Source organism: Corallococcus sicarius (genome assembly GCF_003611735.1).
GTDB lineage: Bacteria > Myxococcota > Myxococcia > Myxococcales > Myxococcaceae > Corallococcus > Corallococcus sicarius.
The window spans coordinates 39045-57510 of sequence record NZ_RAWG01000016.1 but is presented as its reverse complement, the minus strand read 5'-3'; the positions used below and the strand labels follow the sequence as shown (position 1 = coordinate 57510).

The following is an 18466-nucleotide window of genomic DNA, read 5'->3' as shown; positions in this document are numbered from 1 at the left end:
GGCCGAAGCCACCACCGCGAGGCGCGGGCAGCGGTTCAGGTGCCACGGGCCAGAAGTCGGTGGTGCGCCGCGAGCCGCTGGAGAGCACCTTCACCGTCCGGCCGTCGGCGCCAATCCAATAGAAGTTCCCGTAGCGGTCCCTCGCGGCGCCGCGCCGGTCCTCCAGCTTCGGCTGCCGGTCTCCCGTGCCCGCGACGAACTGGTACAGCTCCGCGCGCAGCGACACCTCCGCGCGCACGGCGTCCCAGGACAGGTCCGGCGGCGTGCCGGACACGCCGTCCCAGCCCTTGGCGAGGGGATGCCCGCCGCTGGAGCACCGGCCCCAGTCGTCGCGTCCCAGCAGCAGGTGGAAGCGGGTGCCGTTGGCGTCCATGCTTACCGGCACTCCTCGGGGACGACGGGGACGGAGACGAACGGGCGCTGCGCGCCGGTGGGCACCGGGCCTGTGCCGCGCAGCTCATCCAGCGACGGCGCGTCGCCCACCGCCACGGACACGCCCGCGAGCCTCGGCAGCCAGAGCCCCAGCATCGGCACGCTCTCCTGCTCCGCGCCCGTGGGCAGCCCCAGCTTCACGCCGCGCACCCACGCCACGCCCGGCACGCGGCTGCACACCGCGGACAGCTCCAGCGCCACCACGGCCTTGCGCAGCGGCCAGCCCCGGTTCGAAGGCGAGGCCAGCAGGTCGGTGCCCGGGGGCGGCAGCGGCGAGAGGAAGTCACGCAGCGCCTGCGTCACCGCCTCGCGCACCGCGGCCTGGGACACGCCCGCGACGACGTCCACGCCCACCGTCACCCAGACGGGCTGGTAGGCGGGCCGGCGCACGAACACCTCCGTCGTCACGAGCCGCCGGGGCGCCAGCCAGCACGCGATGGCATCCAGGAAGGTGTCGGGCCCGGCCGCCTCCGGCGGATCCGGCTCGTAGCGGGGAATGGCCACCACCGTCACGGAGCCCGGCGCGTCGCCCGGCTCGTTGGGCGACAGCAGGGGATGGAAGGCCGGCAGCACCTCCACGCGCCCTACGGCAATGCCCGGCGTGCGCAGCGTCACCGCCTCGAAGTCCTGCGCCGTCACCAGCCGGTCGCGGTGCTGGAGGAAGCGCGAGATGTGCTTCTCCCCCTCGCTCACCCCTTCCGCGTCCGCGCCGCCCCAGGTGGGCAGCGCGTTCTCCACCTGCACGCCCGGCGGGAGCGAAGGGCCGCTGGTGATGGCGCCCGGCCCCACGTTGCCCGCGCGCCCCTCGCCGTGGTCGTAGTCCACGCGCAGCGTGGCCTCGAGCGGCGGACGCATGCCGTGCGCACCGTCACCGAAGCGCAGCTCGCCGGCCTCCGCGTCCACGGTGAAGACCTTCACCGGCGCGCGGACCTGCTGCTTCGAGCCCGGCGGCAGGCGCGGATCCGGCACCGCGACCTCCGGCCCCGCGCTCATCAGGTCGTCCGTCTCCGTCCAGTCCGGGTCCACCGTGCCGTTGGCCGCGATGACGGTGAGCCGCACGGAGCCCGGCACCACGGGTACACGCGCGAGCTTCACCACCTGGTCCGGCTCGCCCGTGCCCGTGGGCAGCAGCTCGCCCGTCACCCGCTCGCGCTGCGTCACCGGCGCGGCGTTGATGCCCGTCCACAAGAGCTGCGTGGCCGCGGGCGCGGAGCTGGTGATGCGCAGCCACGTGAGCACGCGCCCGGCCTGCTCCTCGTTGTCCAGCGCGGGCGGGAAGTCGCGCGTGCCCGCCTCCAGCGGATCCAGGTTCGACCACAGCGACAGCTCCGCCTCGGTGGCGGGTAGCGGGATGTCCACCACCACCGGCGCGGAGGGCACCTCGGCCGTGGCCAGCGTGCGCCAGCTCGCGTTGCGCAGCGCGGGGTCCTCCGGCAGCACGCCGCCCGGAGGCAGGCGCGGCAGCTGGAACTGGAGCACCGCGGCGCCCGTGGGCGTCGCCTGTCCGCCCGGAGGCAGTCTCCGCCCGTGGGCCGTCTCCGCGGGCACGATGCCCAGCGTCAGCACCTTGCCTTGAATGGCCTCGCGGGCGCGCTTCAGCGCCTTCGGCAGCTTCTTGTCGGCGGGGCGCAAGAGCAGCGCCACCCAGAGGGACTGGTCCAACGCGACCGTGCCCAGGTCCAGGGGCTCGGTGCCCCGGGGAGAGAAGGGCGTCGTCTCATAGAACTGGAGCGCGTCCAGCGGCGCGGGCGGCGGCTGGGTGGCGGTGAACGACGCGTAGAGCTGCTCGTAGTACGCCTTGACGCGGTCCTCGGGCGCGACGCGCCGCTTGTAGAAGAAGGCCGCCTCCACGGGCAGGACATCCAGCCCGCGCTCGGTGCGGAAGGGCACCTGGCCGGCTCGCACCTCCACGCCCTCCGTGAGGGTGAGGGCCTGGGGCGTGCCGCCGCGCTCGTTCTTCAGCACCACCATGCCCCGCGCGGAGGACGCGGGCTGGAGGGGGACGCCCAACAGCTGGAGGAACTTCTTCCGGTTGCGCTCCGGAATCTGGTTGGCGCGGTAGAGCAGGCTCTCCGTGAGGAAGGCGAACAGCTCCAGCAGCGTGACGCCCGGGTCGGACTTGTTGAAGTTGGTCCACTCGGGGTTGTGCAGCGGGATGCGCGCGAGCGCTTCATCCAGCAGCTGCTGGTACTTGCGGTCGTCGATGGGCGGGAGTGTGAGTGGCACGGTGGCTTACCCCGCGAGCGTGACGCCCAGGCTGATGCGCTCGCGCGCCCCGGTGGCGACGAGCTTGTAGGTGATGGTGGCGGTGGCGGTCCGGGCATCCCGGGGGTCCTCCTCCACGCTGACGGACTCAACGGCGATTCTCGGCTCCCACTGCGCGAGCGCGCGGGTGATGCGCTCCGCCATCTGGTGCCGTGTCGTCACGGTGTTCGGCTCGAAGAGGTACTGGCCCAGGCTGCCGCCGAACTCGGGCAGCAGGATGCGCTCGCGCTGCTGCGTGGTGAGGATGACCTGGATGGACTCGCGCACGTTGCGCTCGCCCTCGGACCACTGGAGGCGTCCGTCGGGGCCCACGCGGGGAGGGAAGCTCAGTCCCCGGCCCAGCAGTTTTCCGGCGTCCATGCGGCTAGCCCTCCTTCGCCTTCGGCAGGCAGATCTTCAGGAAGGGCATCCACCAGAAGATGATGTTGAGCAGGCTGAGGAAGATCATCAGCACCATGAAGGCGCACAGCGTGATGATGGGGATGGAGAACATGCACAGCTCGCCCAGGTTGAAGGACGTGCCCGCGTCGAGCTCCCCGTCCATCGTCTTCTTCAAGTCCCCCACGCGGGACATCTGCTTGCGCAGCCCGGACGACAGCGCGAAGCCGACGTTCTTCTTGAACTTGCGCAGGCCCCGGATGCTCGTGTCCACCGGCAGCACGATGCGCACCGGGCGGCCCGGCGCGTCCGGGTCGAAGAAGGGCGCCAGCCGGAAATCCTCCGTGGGCGCGCTCACCACGGGCGGGCACAGCGGCCCGCAGCCCGGCCGCAGGTACACGCACCGCAGCACGTAGCGCGTCTCGCCCGGGTCCTGGAGCTTGCCCACCGGCACCGGCTCCGATGGCAGCGTGTACGTGCCCGTCACCACCGCCTTCAGCAGCGCGGCGCGCAGCGCACCCGCCGTCACCGGCGAGCCGCGCAGGTTGAACGTGAGCCCCGCCGTCTGTCCTTGGGCCACCTGCGCGCGGTGCTCCCACGCGGAGAGGATGGCCTCGCGCCACGTCGCCGTCGTGCCGCCGGCCACGGGCTGGCCCTTGAGCAGCGTGTACAGGTCGCCGGTGGCGCCCGAAGGCGTGGTGTCGCCGGGCAGCGCGCTCCAGAAGCCAGGCAGCCGCGTGGACAGCAGCGACGCGAAGTCCAGCAGCAGGTATCGCGACACCTCCTGCTGCTTCGCCTCCTGCTCGTCGACGTCCGCCTGCGGGGTGCCGCCGGGCAGGGGCTTCCACAGCTTGAGCTGCTCGTAGGGGCCCGACACCTGCTGCTCGGCCTCGGACTTCAGCGCCTCCTGCGGATCCGCGGCCTCGAAGGAGCCCGCCGCCTCGAAGGTGGCCTGGCTGGAGGTGGGGACGAGCCCCACGGCCATGCGGCGGCGCTTGCCGTCCACGGTGAAGTTCACCGGGAACAGGGGCAGCAGCTCTTCTCCCGAGGCCAGCAAGGCGGACTGCGCGGAGGTGAGCGGAGCCCAGACGCGCCGCTGCTTCTTCGCGTCGGCCGGGTCCAGCACCCAGGCCTCCTCGGTGTTGCCCGCGCCCCGGCGGCGCATCACGAAGCCGGCCTTCTCCCCGCGCGCCGGATCCACGACGTGGTCGGGCAGGCCGGGCAGGCGGCACACGAGGCTCGCGGCCACGAGGTAGAAGCGGCCGTGCGCGGGCTGGTACAGCTTGAGCGGCGTGTTCGCCGGGTCCGCGGGTTCGCCCGGGAAGCGCTCGCGGTGGCTCTCGTACTTCGCCAGCAGGTCGCGCAGGTCCGGCCGCGCCTCGCCCTGGAGCCGCTCCGCCAATTCCTCCATGAAGCGGTCGGACTCGAACTGGAGGAGGCCGGGCGCCTGCATGCGCGACGCGTCCGTGCCCGCGCTCCCCCAGAGCGTGGACGCCGTCACCCACTGCACGGGATGGGGCAGGGTCGTGGCCATCACCACACGTTCCCCGCGCCCGGGGTGTACGAGGCGCTGACCACGCTGTTGGTGATGATGGTGTCCGCCTGCACCACGCCGCTGAACTTGGACATGCCCGCGTTGACGGTGAGCATGCCGGCGGAGATTTCGGCGGTGCTGGCGTTGACGGTGACCTTCGCGGACGCCGTCACCGTGACGCCGCTCGCCTCCAGCTTCACCGAGTTGCCGTTGCTGTCCTTCACCTCCACGGAGCCGGGCCCGTCCTTCAGCGTCACCGTCTGTCCGCCGGGCGTCTTCAGCTCCAGCGTCTCCTGGCCGTCGGTGTCATCCAGCGTGATGACGACGCCGTTGCGCGAGTGGATGACCTTCTTCGCGTTCTTCGCGTCCATGGACTCCGGCGGCGCGTCCTTGCCGTTCCACAGCGCGCCCACGACGTAGGGACGGCGAACGTCCCCGGCCTCGAAGCCGACGAGCACCTCGTCGTCCTGGTCCGGGATGAACCAGGTGCCGCGCCCGCCGCCCGCCATCAGCGTCGCCACGCGCGCCCACGCCTCGTAACGGTCGCTGCCCGCATCCGGCGCCCAGGGCAGCGCCACCTTCACGCGGCCCTGGCGCTCCGGGTCCTGGTTGTCCACGACCTTCGCCGGATAGAGGCCATAGAAGCGACCCCCCAGCCCGGAGGAGGAGCGCTCGTCGGTGAGCAGGTCCCAGGGGGAGTTCATGACGCCTTCCCCAGGCCGGGCCGCTCGGCGACGAACTCCGTGCGCAGCCCCTTGGCGCGGTCGAAGAGGTGCTTCACCTCCACCAGCGTGTACTTGCCGCTGAAGAGGGGGCCCACGCCCACGAACTCCACGCGGCCCCCCACGCGCAGCTTCGCGTCCGTCTGCGCGGTGCCCCGTCCCACGACGAAGCGGCGGGCCTGCTGCCGGAAGCACGCCTCCGCGTGGGCCCGGGCCTCGTCGCTGCTCAAGGGCACGGTGTGCACCACGGTCTCCTTGCGCTCCCCCAGCTTGGAGGACGTCAGCAGGCTCGCGCCGCTCTCGTCGCTGCCCAGCTCCGCGCCGAGCGCGGACGGTCCCGCCTCGCTCGCCAGCACGTCCTTGGCCTGCACGTCCCAGCCGCTCACCTTCACCGACGAGCGCTGCGTGGCCAGGTCCGCCGTCACCACCAGCTCGCGCAGCTCGTTGCCCAGCCCCAGCTTGTGGGCTTGAGCGCTCGCGCGCGCCGGACGCTGCTGCACGTGCAGCGTGCGCCCCTGCATCCACAGCTCCGCGTCCACCGCGCGGCACCGCTCGCGCAGGAAGGCCAGGTCGCTCTGGTTCACCTGCGCCAGCACCTTGTGCTTGGGGCCCGTCACCTTCACGTTGGGGGTGAGGCCGTGCTTGCCCGCGAGCTGCTCCATCACCTGCTGGTCCGTCACGTCCACGTACGTCGCCGTCCGCCGCGTCATCCGCAGGTCCTGGAGCCGGTCCTCCACCAGCACGGTGAGGGCGGGCGGGGTGCTCTCCAGGAAGGCGCCCTCCAGCGCGGTGATGCGGCCCTCGAAGAGGACGTCGGTGCCCAGGCGGACCTCGAAGGCCTTGCCGAAGTCGATGAGCTTCCGGTCGAAGTAGAGGAAGTCCGTGCCGCCGTCGCGCGGGCCCAGGTTGCCGAACATCACCTCGCACCGGTACAGGCCCTGCACCGTCTCCTCGATGCACAGCTCCAGCAGCCCGAGCCCGAGCGCGGCCTGCTCCTGTCCGTCCACCTTGAAGGTGGGCTGGGCGGTGCGCAGCTTCGTGACGGTTCCGTCGGCCATGGGTGGGTGCGTTCCAGGTCAGTGGGCGCGCACGCGCGACGCGCGCTCGCGGTGACGGGCCAGGGCACGGGCCAGGTCGGACGCCTGCTGCACGCCGGACGTGGAGGGCGCTTCGCCTCCGGCGCCCGAGCCCGAAGACGCGGGCGCGGCCGGTGCCGGCGCGGGGGTGATGTCCAGCTCGTTGATGACCACGGCCATGGTGTGTGTGCCTCCCCGGTGACGGTTACCGCTTCACTCCGATGTTCACGCCCACCTGCAGGTCGATGAGCTGCCCCGCCGCCAGCTGGCGCGGGTTCTCGATGCCGTTGGCGCTCGCGATGGACTGCCAGTCCCCGCCCTTGCCCTGACCCGCCGCGAGCCCCTGCACGGTGGAGCCCTGGGGCGCGGGCGTCATGGGCGACGTGCCCGGAGGCTTGCCGCTGGGGCCGCGCGGTGCCCCAGGAGGTGGCGCGTCCGTGGGCCGGAAGACGAAGGCGGTGATCTTCTGCTGCGTCAGCCCGAAGGAGACGCTCGCGCGCAGGGGCTTGCCCTCGGGCGAGAAGAACTCCAGCGACTCCTCCAGCGACTCCATGATGCCGTCGAACTGGAAGCTGCCCCACAGGAAGCGCACGGCGGGCGGGACGAACTTGTCGCCCTCCTTCTTCGGCGTGATGAAGAAGGCGACCTTCTTGGTGAGCTGCCGCACGTCGTCCACCGCGCCGGACTGCCCCTCCGGCTGGCCCGTCACGTCGAACCAGAGCTGCACGGCGAGCTTGGTGGTGCCGGCGCCCACGAACTGGCGCGCGGGCGTGCCGCGCTGGTCGCCGCCGCCCGAGGGCGTCTGCACCTGGTTGGCGAAGCTGACCTTGAGCGTCTCCGGGTTGAACTGCACCTTCGCCCAGGTGTCGCCCTCGATTTCGTTCTCGAAGTTGGCGTCCAACTGCCGCAGCTCGGCCTTCGCCAGGGGCGTGGGTTCGGGCATTACGCGCCTCCTCCGGACAGCCGCTTGCGGGTGAGCGACTCGTAGGCGATTTGCAGCTCCTCGATGGCCACCATGCCGTCCTTGGCGTTGAGGGGCGGCGCCTTGAGCTTCACGGGCAGGCAGCGAGACAGCACGAAGCGCGCGCGCTCCTTCTGCGCGGGGCCGGGCGCGAACACGATGACCTCCGCGTTGGCGCGCAGCCGGGGCCGGCGCTGCACTTCCTCGAACCAGTCCCACAGGTCGAAGCTGGCCGTCATCCCGCGCTTGAGCGTGAGCTGCCCGAAGTTGAGCGCGCCGGTGAGGCGCACCTGCCGCCCGTTGTTGCCGCCCTCGCGGATGGTCTTCACATCCATCGTCATCTCCAGGCCATCGCACTCGGAGAACGCGGCGCTGCACGCCTTGGTGACGACGTCGGGGATCTCGATCTCCACCGCGAACGCGAACGCTGTGAAGGGGGCGATGACGGTCTCGTCCTGCGTGTTGGCCATGGCCTAGCGCGCCTCCGTGACGAGTCCGCGGTCGCCGCTCTGCACGAGCCGCACGTTGAGGAAGGTGAGGGGCAGCGACGGCGCCACCTTGATGTCCACGAAGAAGCGCCCCTGCTCCATGTGCGCGGGCGTGTTGAGCGCGTCGCCCGTCACCACCTGGAAGGCGCCCTCGCGCGTGCGGCCCGCGAAGGCGCCGCGCACGAAGAGGTCCCCGAGCAGCGCCTCGAAGCCGCGCTGCACCAGCCGGTGGAAGCTCGCGTCGTTGGGCTCAAAGACATACGCGGCGCCCAGCTTCAGCGCCGCGCGCCGCAGCAGGCTCAGGAGCCTGCGCACGTTGATGGGCCGCACCTCTGGCGTCACCGCCAGCGTGTCCGCGCTCAGCGTGAGGAAGGCGCGAGGCTCCTGGCGCACCACGTTCACCTGCGCGTCCTGCAAATCCAACAGGCGCTCGCGGGACAGCGGCGGGGTGAGCGCCACCACCGCGCGCCAGGGCTCGTTGGCCGGGGCCACCCACGCGCCGCGCTCCACCGCGCGCCGGGCCAGCACGCCGCACGCCATGCCCTCCGGCGGCATGCGCAAGGGCACCGTGGGCTGCTGCTCCTCGGAGACGAACGCCCACGGGTGGTAGAGCGCGCCGTAGCTCAGCGCGTTCTCCTCCGCGAAGCCCAGGGCCGGCACCACGTCGGACGTGCCACCCAGCGGCGACTGGAGGGAGCCCACGTGCGCGATGGCCGCGTCCTCGCGGAAGTGCTCCGGCAGTCCCAGCACCGCGAGCACGTCCCCCCGGGCGCACGCCAGCCGCAGCAACGCGCGCTGCACCGCGAGCAGCGGCTTCGGCGAGTACGCGGACACATGCTCCAGGTTCCACCGCACCCGGGGCGCCACGGGGACGGCCACGCCCGGCGCGTACGGCCCGGAGACGGGGCCCTGCTGCACGCGCACGCGGTAGTACCAGGCCCGCGAGGTGCGCCCGTACAGCGTGCGCTCCCGCGCGGGGCCTCGGTACAGCTCCACCGCGTCGCTGAAGTCCGGGCGCGTGGCCTCCTCCAGCACGTAGACGAGGTCCGTCCCGGCCACGGAGGCCCAGCGCAGCGTGAACGCCTGTCCGGCCACGGGCTTCGCCGGGTCGGCCACCAGCGGCGTGGGCGCGGCCGGCATGACGAGCGCGCAGTCGAGGAAGGTCCCCCAGGCCGGAGCCGCCGGGGCCTCACCGGGCAGCGGCTCAGGCGGGGGGGGCGTGCTCGCGCGGACCCACGGGCGGTGCACGGCGTCCGGCACCGCCACCAGCGTGACGTCCTGGCGTCCCAGCAGCGAGTGGATGCCTTTGAGCGCCCGGGGCTCGCTGCTCTGGTAGCGCAGGAAGTCCGCCTGCGCGAGCAGCGCCTCCGTGCCCGTCTCGCGCACGTCCGCGTCCAGGAACAGGTCCGCGCTGAACGTCGAGAGCCCGTCGCGCTCCAGCGCGTCTCCCGGGGGAGGCGTGCAGCCGAGCCACCCTTCGGGCACGTCCGTGAGCCCGAGCGGGAACGAGAACGCCTCGGCGTCCGGCCCCGGCTTCGGCCCCGCGAGCGGGAAGCGCGACACGGGCACGCCCTGGCGCCAGTCCTCCGGCAGCCGCACCTCGGGGGCGCGTCCGGGCAGCGCCTCCGCGTCCTCATCCCGCGCACGCTCCACGTCCGTGGGCAGCGAGGCCCAGTGGCGGGGATGCGTGGGGCACAGCCCCAGCCGGTCCAACCTCGCGGGCTGCTCCGAGTCCCGCCGCGTCCACAGGTTCAGCGTCAGCCGCTCACAGACGACGGACAGGGCGGTGGGGTTCTCCGGCGCGGCCACCAGCACCCGCGACGCCAGCCCTGACACCCGCACGGTGCCCGTGCCGGGGCTTGCGCCATGTCCCAGCTCCAGCGACTCCACCACCAGCCAGCGCTCTCCCGGCGTGGCGCCCTCCACGCGCAGCACAGTGCCGGGCGCGGGCGCGGCTTCCGGCGGCGTGTCCAGCGTGAGCGTCAGCGTGCGGCGGCTGGCCAGCGGGCCGGGGTCCTCCACGTCCGTCACGTTCAGGGACACGGGCGGCCCCTCGCCGCGCGTCCACTTCGCGGTGAAGGGGGCCGTGCCCAGCCCCACGCCCGTCTGCAACCAGCGCGCGCGGGACGTGCGCACGCGCACCTTCACCCGCCGTGGCACGGACCCGGACGCGGGCAGGGCCTGCATCGCATCCAGCGCCTCCGCGGTGTCCACCGGCACGAGCAGCGCCATCGCTCCGTTCCCGAGCGTGAGCCGCAAGAGGTCGCCCGGCGCCACGCCTCCGGGCATCGTCACCTCCAACTGCACCACCGTGCCCAGGGCGCTCCACGGGCCCAGCTCCAGCAGCTCGCGGGTGACGGTGGCCGACACCTGCACGCCGTCGGTGCTGCTGCCCTCCGAGCGCGCCCGCGCCACGCCCGGCGTCACCACCCCGGCCTCCGAACAGCGCAGCACCCCTGGGACGGGGAAGGTGTTGGCGCGCGCCTGAGCACCGGCCACGCGCACCACCCAGCAGCGCCGGCCGCCGTTGCGGAAGAAGGCCCGCACGGCGGAGGCCAGGTGCGCCCGCACCGGCTCTCCGCGCTCGGCGTCCCAGGCCAGCAGGGGCGCCTCGCCGAACACCGCCTCGAAGTCCGCCGGATCCTCCACCGCCACGGGCACGTGCAGCGGCCCGGAGGCAGCGAAGCCCACGAAGGCCGCCACGTCCATGCGCGGCAACACGTCCTCGACGGGCGGTGCCTGCACCTCGAAGCGGATGCCGGGGAGGCGTCTGGCGGCCGGGCGGCTCACGTCACTCCATCTCCAGCCGCTCGTACGCGATGGTCAGCTCTTCCATCGCCACGTCCGTGCCCTTCGCGTTGAAGGGGCCGCTCACGTGCTTGATGATGCGCGCACGCAAGAGCTTCCACGTCTGCACCACCGCCGTGTGGTCCTCGTTCTGCAACTGGATGGTGACGGTGCGCAGCGCGTTGGCGTCGCCGTTGCGCAGCTGGTCCAACCACCGGTAGAGCGTGAGCGAACCAATCACGCCCCGCTTCATGGTGACGTCCGTCGCCTTGTTCAGGCCGGTAATCTTGCGGACGCTGTTCTCCTTCTCGTTGCCGTTGCGGTACTCCGCGACGGTGACTTCCATGCCCACGTTGGAGATTTCCTGGAAGCCGGCGTCGGCTCCGTCCGTGGAACCCGTGCCCAGGTCCACCAGGAAGTTGAACTGCACATAGGGTCGCTCTCTCAGGACAGCCATTGCCTAAACCTCCCGGGGGTTACTTCCGGTCTCCGGTCCACTGGCCGATGCGGAAGATGACGAACTCGGCCGGGCGCAGCGGCGCCACGCCGATGAGGCAGACCAGCCGCCCGTTATCCAGGTCGTTCTGGGTCATGGTGCTGCGGTCGCACTTCACGAAGTACGCCTTCTCCGGCTTGTCACCGAGCAGCGCGCCCATCTGCCACTCATTGAGCAGGAAGTCCTCGATGGTGCGCCGCACGCTGGCCCAGAGCTGGTCGCCGTTCGGCTCGAACACCGACCACTGGGTGCCCTTGTCGATGGAGCGCTCCAGGTAGGCGAAGTAGCGGCGCAGGTTGACGTACTTCCACTCAGGGTCGGAGCTGGTGGTGCGCGCGCCCCACAGCCGGTAGCCGCGCCCCTCGAAGTAGCGGAAGGCGTTGATGCCCTCGGGGTTGAGCACCTCCTGCTGCGACTTGCTCAGGTTGGACTCGAAGCCCAGCGCCAGGTTCACCACCTCGTTGGCGGGGGCCTTGTACACGGCGCGGTTGGTGTCATTGCGCGCGTAGATGCCCGCCACGAAGCCGCTGGGCGGCAGGAAGATGGGCTGCCGGGTGACAGGGTCCAACACCTTCACCCACGGGTAGTAGAGCGCCGCGTAGCTGGAGTCGATCTTCGCCCGCTGCGCCCGCACCTGTCCCAGCGTCTGCCCGTTGCCGCTGTCCAGCACCGCGATGCGGTAGTGCATCCGCTGGCAGTGGCTGATGAGCAGGTTGATGATGCTGTTGGCGTCCAGCGCGTAGCCGCCCTCGTAGTTGTAGGTGGAGCCCGGCGCCGCGACGATGGAGATGTCCTCCAGGTCCTCGAACTGCACGAGCCCCGTCTTGCGCGTGGTGTTGACCACCTGCTCGCCCTGGTACTCGTCCGCCGTGGGGCGCTCGCCGTCGTTGCCACCCTGGAGCAGCAGCTCCACCGTGCGCTGCAGGTCGGTGGAGTCCGGGTTCTTCAGCGCGTCCGACACCGTGGGCGTCACCCCCGAGGGCGTGGCCTTGAGCAGGGCGCTCAGCATCCCCAGGCCGTCCCCCAGGTCCGCCCCCGGCGCGAAGACGATGGGGATGTCCCGGTTGCGCTCCAGGTCCGCGGCGTCGATGGAGAAGCGCGCGTGCAGCGAGTCCTCCGCGCCATCGCGCGCGTGTACCTTGTCCAGCGCCAGCCCGGCCCACACCTGGGACGACCCCGGTTCATCCGTGGGGAGGACGGCGACCGACACCGTGATGATGCGAAGCTGGTTGCCCGTGTCGACGAGGGTGGACAGCGACGTGGCCGTGCCCGTGGCGGGCACCAGGTCCCAGTCCTGCTTCAGCTCGTTCCAACGCGCCTGGTAGAAGGCGCCAGGATCCGGGGTGGCGGGCGCGACGGTGGTGAAGTCGCGCAGCACCACCACGTCGCGCTCCTGCAGCGAGCTGACGCGCGGCTTGCCGCCTTCGAAGGACAGCACGTTCTGCCCCGCGCGCAGCGTGAAGCGCACGCGCAGGTTGCCGGCGGAGCCCGGGTAGCGGCCGTGGACGAAGAGCTGCTTCTTGGTGTCCGCGGCCTCGCCGGCCAGCAGCCCGCGCGCGTGTCCGTCGTCATAGGACGGGTTGGTGGCGGCGAGCGCGGTGGTGGACTCGAAGCCGCCGTACTTCCTGGACGTGCCGGCCTGCTTGCGGAACACCCGGCCCACGTAGAGGCGCTTGCCACCCTCCTCGAAGAAGGCGCGCACCGCGTGCCAGGTGTAGTTGTGCAGCGTGCCCGCCGCCTTGAAGCCGAGCTGCCGGCGGCTGCCGTAGACGCGCTCGAACTCCACCATGCTGGTGACCAGGTCCGGCTGCAGGTCCACCGGCCCGTACCGCGTGGGCCCGATGAAGCCGGTGGTGGTGGTGCTCACGCCCTCGATGGACTTGGCACGGAACGAGGTCTCTTCGACGAACACACCGGGAGCGAGATATTCGGGCATCGGTCTTTTCCTAGGGGAGTGAACCCGTGGAGGTGATCCACAGCCGGGAGCGCGGCGCGTCCTGGGTCTTCAGGACGAGCTCCTGGCCGTATCGCAGCGTCGGTTCGAGCAGCTCCACGGAGCTGTCCGTGTCCGTCCAGGCCCACGAGGAGGGTTGGGACAGGGTGTCGCAGAGGTCCGGCCGCGCGGGCACGGGCGTGCGGCGCGCGTAGAAGACGCGCACCTGGAGCGCCCACGTCTGCTCCAAGAGCGGCGGCCCCGGAGGCAGCGCGTCCGGGTCCTCGATGGGACCGGGAGGGAAGTCCACCGGTTCGGGGTAGGGGAAGAAGAGGGCCAGCCGCCCTTGCGCATCCGTCACGCCGCGCGCCGGGGTGCCGCCCGCGGGCGTCGCCTCCACGCACGCCCACGCTGCGGGCGCCTGCGCGTCCGCGTCCCACAGCTCCGCGCGCAGCACGGCCAGCGGGCCTCCGGACACGCGCGTGGGGGCGGAGAACAGCGGCACGGCGGGCGGGCCGGACAGCGGCGGCGCGGGCGGCAGGCCCGGGCAGGTGAGCTGGAAGAGGCCGGGGAAGGGCAGCTCCGCGCGGAATGAGCACGGCAGGAAGCGGCCCATCGCGTCCTCCACCTCCACGGTGAAGGGCTTGCGCGCGGGGAGGGACGCCCACCACGCCGCGTCGCCCGCGTCGCCGGGGGGCACGCCCTGGCCGCCGTACTCCAGGTCGCGCAGGCCCGGCAGGTCCATGAGGACGTGCACGCCGGAGCGGTTGACGATGGACGCGCGGCGCAGGCGGGGCTGGCCCTCCGGGAACGCGCTCACCTGGAGCCCGTCGCCCACCAGCGCTCCGGTGCTCTCGTCGCGGAAGCGCACGCCCAGCGGCGTCACGCGCGACAGCACCTCCAGCCTGTGCACGGGCGGCCTCACTCCGTGCGCTTCCCGAGGTCGAGGACGCGCGTCTGCACGGGCGGGCCCTGGGGGTCGGAGATGGCGGACTCGATGAGCACCATCCGCGCGATGTACGTGACGGACACCTGGAGGTTGGGCTTGCCCACCTCCCAGACGTTGAGCAGGTCCTGGATGGAGAGGGTGTCCTGCACGAACGTCACCGTCTCGTCCGGCAGGAAGGTGTCCGTCTCCGGGCGCCCGTAGTGGTTGAGGAAGCTGGCGGTGAGGGTGGGCGTGTCCTCCAGCGTCCGCATGCTCCAACCCAGCAGCCGGTGCTGCTTGGCGGCCGTCTTCGCCCACGGCGTCAGCATGAAGCAGAGGTCCACCGGCAGCGGCCTGCGGGTGCGGCGTCCTTGCGCGTCCTCGCGGCCGGTGAGGTTGCGGCGGGTGGTGCTGGGGACGACGCGGTAGAGGAAGAGGGACACGCCCTCCTCCATCGGGGCCTTGAAGTCGTTGGCCTGGTACAGCTCGAACTTCGCGTTCTCGAACTCAGGCTTCGGACACGACTGTTCCAGCAGCGCGAGGAGCGCCTGCCCCACTGCGGAAATGGCCGCGTACGTCGCCACTGATGGAAACCCCCGCTTGCGTCGCCCGCCGCCACCCCTGCCCAAAGGGATGGACGAACCGTCCAGGGGCCACAGCAACACTCGGACCAGGGGGTAGGAGCGCGAGAACCACCGTGATTCCGGGTGCTTGGGGACTCCCCCGCGGGGAGGGGGAGGCGTGGGGTGGGCGAATCCATCCACCCTCCGCCCGCGCAACCCCTTGTGATGTCTGGGAAGGGGGCGTGGACAAAAACATCCACCCCCTGGGCGGCTTCAGCGCTCGGTGAGGCCGTGCCGGCGCATCAGCTCGAAGAAGGCGCGGCGGTGCTTGCCGCTCGCTCGGGCCGCGGCGGCGATGTTGCCGTCGTGCGCCACGAGTGACTCCTGCAAGTAGGCGCGCTCGAAGGCGTCCACCACGCGGCGCTTCGCCTCCTGGAAGGGCTCACGCGCGGAGGTGGGCACGGCGGCGGCGGGGGCCGGCTCGGGCTTGGGTTCCGGCAGCAGGGGCAGGTCCGAAATGTCCACCCGGGCCCCTCCGTGCGCGCACAGCAGGTAGCGCGCGCAGTTCTCCAGCTCGCGCACGTTGCCGGGCCACGGGTAGGTGTAGAGCCGCTCCAGCGCCGCGTCGGAGAAGGTGACGGTGGGCCGGCCGTACTCCGCCGCGTAGCGCAGGAGGAAGTGCTCCAGCAGGGGCGGGATGTCCTCCGGGCGCTCGCGCAGGGGCGGCACCTCCAGCGGCACCACGCGCAGGCGGAAGAAGAGGTCGAAGCGGAAGTGGCCCGCGCGCGCCTCCTCCAGCAGGTCCGCGTTGGTGGCGGCGATGATGCGCACGTCCGAGTGCTGCATCCGCGGCGAACCCAGCGGCCGGTACTCCTTCTGCTGGATGAAGCGCAGCAGCTTCACCTGCGCGGCGAGGGGCAGCGCGTCCACTTCGTCCAGGAAGAGCGTGCCGTGCTCGGCCTCGGCCACCAGGCCCTGCGTGCGCGTCCGCGCGCCGGTGAAGGCGCCGCTGCTGTGGCCGAAGAGCTCGTTCTCGAAGAGCTCCGCGGGCAGCGCGCCGCAGTTCACCGGGATGAAGGCATGCGCGGCCCGCTGGCTCCGCTCATGGATGCGCCGCGCGTACAGCTCCTTGCCCACGCCACTGGGCCCCTGGATGAGGACCTCCACATCATGGGTCGCCGCCGCGGAGACCATGTCCAGCAGCCGGACATGGATGCGGCTTCGCCCGAGGATGTCGACCATGCTTCACCCCCCGTGAATCCTGACGGTACGCTAGTGGTGACCCCTGGAATCACGCAATGAGGGGTCTTCCCTGTAACGCCAGCGCCAACGGTAATTCTCGGGTGGGGCCTTGAAGAGGGCCGTGCCGGGGGGCTTCAGGGGCCCGGCGTGCCTGGGGACGTGGGCACCTTCAGCTCGCCGGAGATGATGCGGGCCCGGAGCGCGTCCACCGTGCGCAGCGCCTCTGCCTTGCCCGGGAAGTCCAGCCGCACGGGGGCGAGGCCCACGCCGCCCTCCTTCAGCCCGAGCGACAGGTTGCCGCCCTTGAGGCGTCCCTGGCGCTGGTCCCGGATGGCCTCGTACACCACCAGGTCCACGCGCTTGAGGACGGCGGACAGCACCGCCTGCGGCGCCAGGTGTGACGGATCCGAGTCCACGCCAATGACATACACGGACCGTCCCGCGTCGCGCGCCTCCTTCACGGCCTGGATGGCGCCCAGCCCATCCACGCCCGCGGCGGCGAAGAGGACGTCGGTGTTCTTGAGCAGCAGGTCCTGCCCCACCTGCTTGCCCAGGGCGAAGTCGGTGAAGCTGCCGGTGTAGTTGACGAGCACCGTGGCCTTCGGGTTCGTCGCGGCCACGCCCGCGCGGAAGCCGGCCTCGTAGCGCTTCACGAGCGGGATCTCCATGCCGCCCACCATGCCCACCCGGCCCGTCTTCGTCGCGAGGCCCGCCAGGGCGCCCGCGAGGAAGCAGCCCTCCTCCTCGCGGAAGACGACGGTGCGCACGTTGGGCAGAAAGAGGGCCCGGCCCTTCGCGTCCAGCAGCGGGCTGTCCACCAGCAGGAAGGGCAGGGACGGGTTTCTCCGGGCCACCTGCTCCACGGCGTTCTCCAGCATGAAGCCCACGCCCATCGCCAGCGACACCTGCTGCTCCGCGAGCAGCTGGAGGTTGGGCTCGTAGTCCTCGGCCACGCGGCTCTGGAGGACCATGGGCGTGATGCCCAGCGGGACCAATTCCCCCGCGCGCGGGGCCAGGTCGGGCCCCATCGAGGTCAGGCGGTCGGGGGCGGAGGCCTCCTGGTAGCCCCCTTGCGTGTATTGGAGCCCCGCGGCCCACAGCTCCAGTCCGCGCAGCGCGGAGTCGTTGAAGGCGTGGTCGCCCCGGCCTCCCAAGCCCAGCACGAGGCCGATGGTGGGCTTGGAGCTGGCGCTGGAAGGCTTCGCGGGGGCGGGCGCGGAGGGGGCTTCCTTCTTGCAGCCGGTGGAGGCCGCCAGCAGGCACAGGGCGAGGCAGAGGACGCGGCGGTGCGGGCTCATGGCACCGCCACGTCTACCATGCCTTCAGGAACGGCTCCCCGAGCGGGTGTGGAGCGTCACGGGCGGCTGTGGGCTGAGTCCGTGGTCCGCACGAAGTTCCGCCGCCTCCGAGCGCGCAGGCCCTGCTGACGCAGCAGGCGCGCCACGCGCTTGCGGGCCACCCGCTGGCCCCGTGCCTTCAGCTCCGCATGCACTCGGGGCGCCCCGTACGTGCCACGACTCTCCTGGTGGATGGCGGCCACCTCGTGGCGGAGCGCGCGGTCGCGCTTCTTCCTCTCGGCCTCGGGCCGCATGACCCAGGCGTAGTAGCCGCTGCGAGAGACGCCCAGGTGACGACAGAGGCACGCCACCGGGAAGCAGGCGTCGTCCTGGACGTCTTCAGCCGCTCCGTCGTCGGCTGGCGGGTGGCGCACCGCTCGTCGGCCGGCGCCGCGCGCGCTGCGTACTCCTCGGCGAGCGCCAGGCGCGCGTGGGGGCTGGTGCCGGCCTCGAAGATGCGGCCGTATGCCGCGCACGCGTACGCGAAGGTTTCGCGCTTCTGGAAGTCGATGTCGAGGAGCCACTCGCGCCGACGTGTCTCGGGCAGCCCAACCGTGCGGCGCTTGCAATCAGGCGCACTCAATCTGGAATTCGATGGCCGAAGAAGTAGCGGACGCCTGGCTGGTATCTGTCAGCGTCTCCCCGTTCGAGAAAGTCCTCGACGATGGTCGCCGCAGTGAGGTTTTTCAGCCGGCCGGAATCGTCGAAGAACGCGCGGCAATTCAGTCCGGTGGTCGCCTCAAGGAGCATCCTTCCCATCTCGATACGGTCCGGATGTGCGCCGGTCCGCACCCGGGCAAGGAGGCGCTGGGCAACGTTTCGGATATTCAATCGCTCCCCTTCGACGAGCGCCTCTTGCTCGTAGAGTCTCTGGCTGGAAACCAGTCCCTGAAAGGTCTCCTCTATCAGACTCAGATAGTCATCTACCAGGAAGACGGGGGTGGATTCCTCGAAGGGGGGAGGCAACCCGTTGGATTCCCACAGCACTTGTGGCCCGCTCAGGATAGGTCCTGGTTCGACCTCCAACACCTGCGATATATTGTATTCGACGTCATTTTCAACCTCGCGATTCTTCAGCCGCCTGTAATGGCGAATCAAATGAGGCACACCCCAAACGCCAGCTGAGCACGACAGAATCACGCAAAAATACTGTCGGGAGTGTGGGCTGTGTTTGACTGGCTCAAGCAGGCTCTCCGCGACGGCCTCGAACTCGCGAATGACAGAATAAGGGGCTGCATAGGACAATAGGTGGGCGCAGGCATTCCATATCTCCGCATCCCGCTTCTCGCGCATCAGTCCAATAAGGCTTCGTGAAACGTCGAAC

The 18466-nt window shown here is 71.3% G+C and carries 17 protein-coding genes and 1 pseudogene; all 18 read right to left on the bottom strand.

Going from position 1 to position 18466, the window contains the following annotated elements; genetic code table 11:
* Positions 1–373, bottom strand: a 373-nt coding sequence (locus tag D7X12_RS04295; protein WP_208718810.1) for a hypothetical protein, incomplete at its 3' end; no start/stop codon positions are given.
* Positions 374–375: 2 nt separating this feature from the next.
* A complete protein-coding gene (locus tag D7X12_RS04290) occupies positions 376–2658 on the bottom strand; it encodes a baseplate J/gp47 family protein (protein ID WP_120623989.1) in 2283 nt (760 codons plus the stop codon).
* Positions 2659–2664: 6 nt separating this feature from the next.
* Positions 2665–3057: a GPW/gp25 family protein gene (locus D7X12_RS04285; RefSeq protein ID WP_120623988.1), complete on the bottom strand. Its 393-nt coding sequence runs from the start codon at positions 3055–3057 to the stop codon at positions 2665–2667.
* Between the two features lie 4 nt (positions 3058–3061).
* Positions 3062–4609: a hypothetical protein gene (locus D7X12_RS04280; RefSeq protein ID WP_120623987.1), complete on the bottom strand. Its 1548-nt coding sequence runs from the start codon at positions 4607–4609 to the stop codon at positions 3062–3064.
* Positions 4609–5313 (bottom strand): phage baseplate assembly protein V, encoded by a 705-nt coding sequence (locus D7X12_RS04275; protein WP_120623986.1) that lies wholly within the window; start codon positions 5311–5313, stop codon positions 4609–4611. Before D7X12_RS04275 ends, D7X12_RS04280 begins: the two co-directional genes overlap by 1 nt.
* Positions 5310–6389, bottom strand: coding sequence for a phage late control D family protein (locus tag D7X12_RS04270; RefSeq protein ID WP_120623985.1), 1080 nt, complete (start codon positions 6387–6389; stop codon positions 5310–5312). Before D7X12_RS04270 ends, D7X12_RS04275 begins: the two co-directional genes overlap by 4 nt.
* An 18-nt stretch (positions 6390–6407) precedes the next feature.
* Complete coding sequence (locus D7X12_RS04265; RefSeq protein ID WP_120611816.1) at positions 6408–6587, bottom strand: hypothetical protein; 180 nt, start codon at positions 6585–6587, stop codon at positions 6408–6410.
* 25 nt (positions 6588–6612) lie between these two features.
* Complete coding sequence (locus D7X12_RS04260; protein ID WP_120623984.1) at positions 6613–7350, bottom strand: CIS tube protein; 738 nt, start codon at positions 7348–7350, stop codon at positions 6613–6615.
* Complete coding sequence (locus D7X12_RS04255; RefSeq protein ID WP_120623983.1) at positions 7350–7838, bottom strand: phage tail protein; 489 nt, start codon at positions 7836–7838, stop codon at positions 7350–7352. Before D7X12_RS04255 ends, D7X12_RS04260 begins: the two co-directional genes overlap by 1 nt.
* A 3-nt stretch (positions 7839–7841) precedes the next feature.
* Positions 7842–10646, bottom strand: coding sequence for a hypothetical protein (locus D7X12_RS04250; RefSeq protein ID WP_120623982.1), 2805 nt, complete (start codon positions 10644–10646; stop codon positions 7842–7844).
* Position 10647: 1 nt separating this feature from the next.
* Positions 10648–11100 carry a phage tail protein gene (locus tag D7X12_RS04245; RefSeq protein WP_120623981.1) on the bottom strand — a complete coding sequence of 151 codons (453 nt, stop codon included), beginning with the start codon at positions 11098–11100 and terminating at the stop codon, positions 10648–10650.
* Positions 11101–11119: 19 nt separating this feature from the next.
* Positions 11120–13075, bottom strand: coding sequence for a phage tail sheath family protein (locus D7X12_RS04240; protein ID WP_120623980.1), 1956 nt, complete (start codon positions 13073–13075; stop codon positions 11120–11122).
* Between the two features lie 10 nt (positions 13076–13085).
* The gene (locus D7X12_RS04235) at positions 13086–13985 is read right to left on the bottom strand and encodes a hypothetical protein (protein ID WP_147443517.1); all 900 of its coding nucleotides are present in this window, start codon (positions 13983–13985) and stop codon (positions 13086–13088) included.
* An 8-nt stretch (positions 13986–13993) separates the two neighbouring features.
* Positions 13994–14584, bottom strand: a complete 591-nt coding sequence (locus D7X12_RS04230; protein WP_158619957.1) for a Pvc16 family protein — start codon at positions 14582–14584, stop codon at positions 13994–13996.
* A gap of 252 nt (positions 14585–14836) precedes the next feature.
* Positions 14837–15805 (bottom strand): sigma-54 interaction domain-containing protein, encoded by a 969-nt coding sequence (locus tag D7X12_RS04225; protein WP_120623977.1) that lies wholly within the window; start codon positions 15803–15805, stop codon positions 14837–14839.
* A gap of 134 nt (positions 15806–15939) precedes the next feature.
* The gene (locus D7X12_RS04220) at positions 15940–17103 is read right to left on the bottom strand and encodes a BMP family lipoprotein (protein ID WP_120623976.1); all 1164 of its coding nucleotides are present in this window, start codon (positions 17101–17103) and stop codon (positions 15940–15942) included.
* 59 nt (positions 17104–17162) lie between these two features.
* Positions 17163–17465: pseudogene (locus D7X12_RS04215) on the bottom strand (IS3 family transposase); the annotation flags it as partial.
* A gap of 256 nt (positions 17466–17721) precedes the next feature.
* On the bottom strand, positions 17722–18435 hold the full coding sequence (locus D7X12_RS42265) for a hypothetical protein (protein WP_147443516.1): 714 nt from the start codon (positions 18433–18435) through the stop codon (positions 17722–17724).
* Positions 18436–18466: the final 31 nt, after the last annotated feature.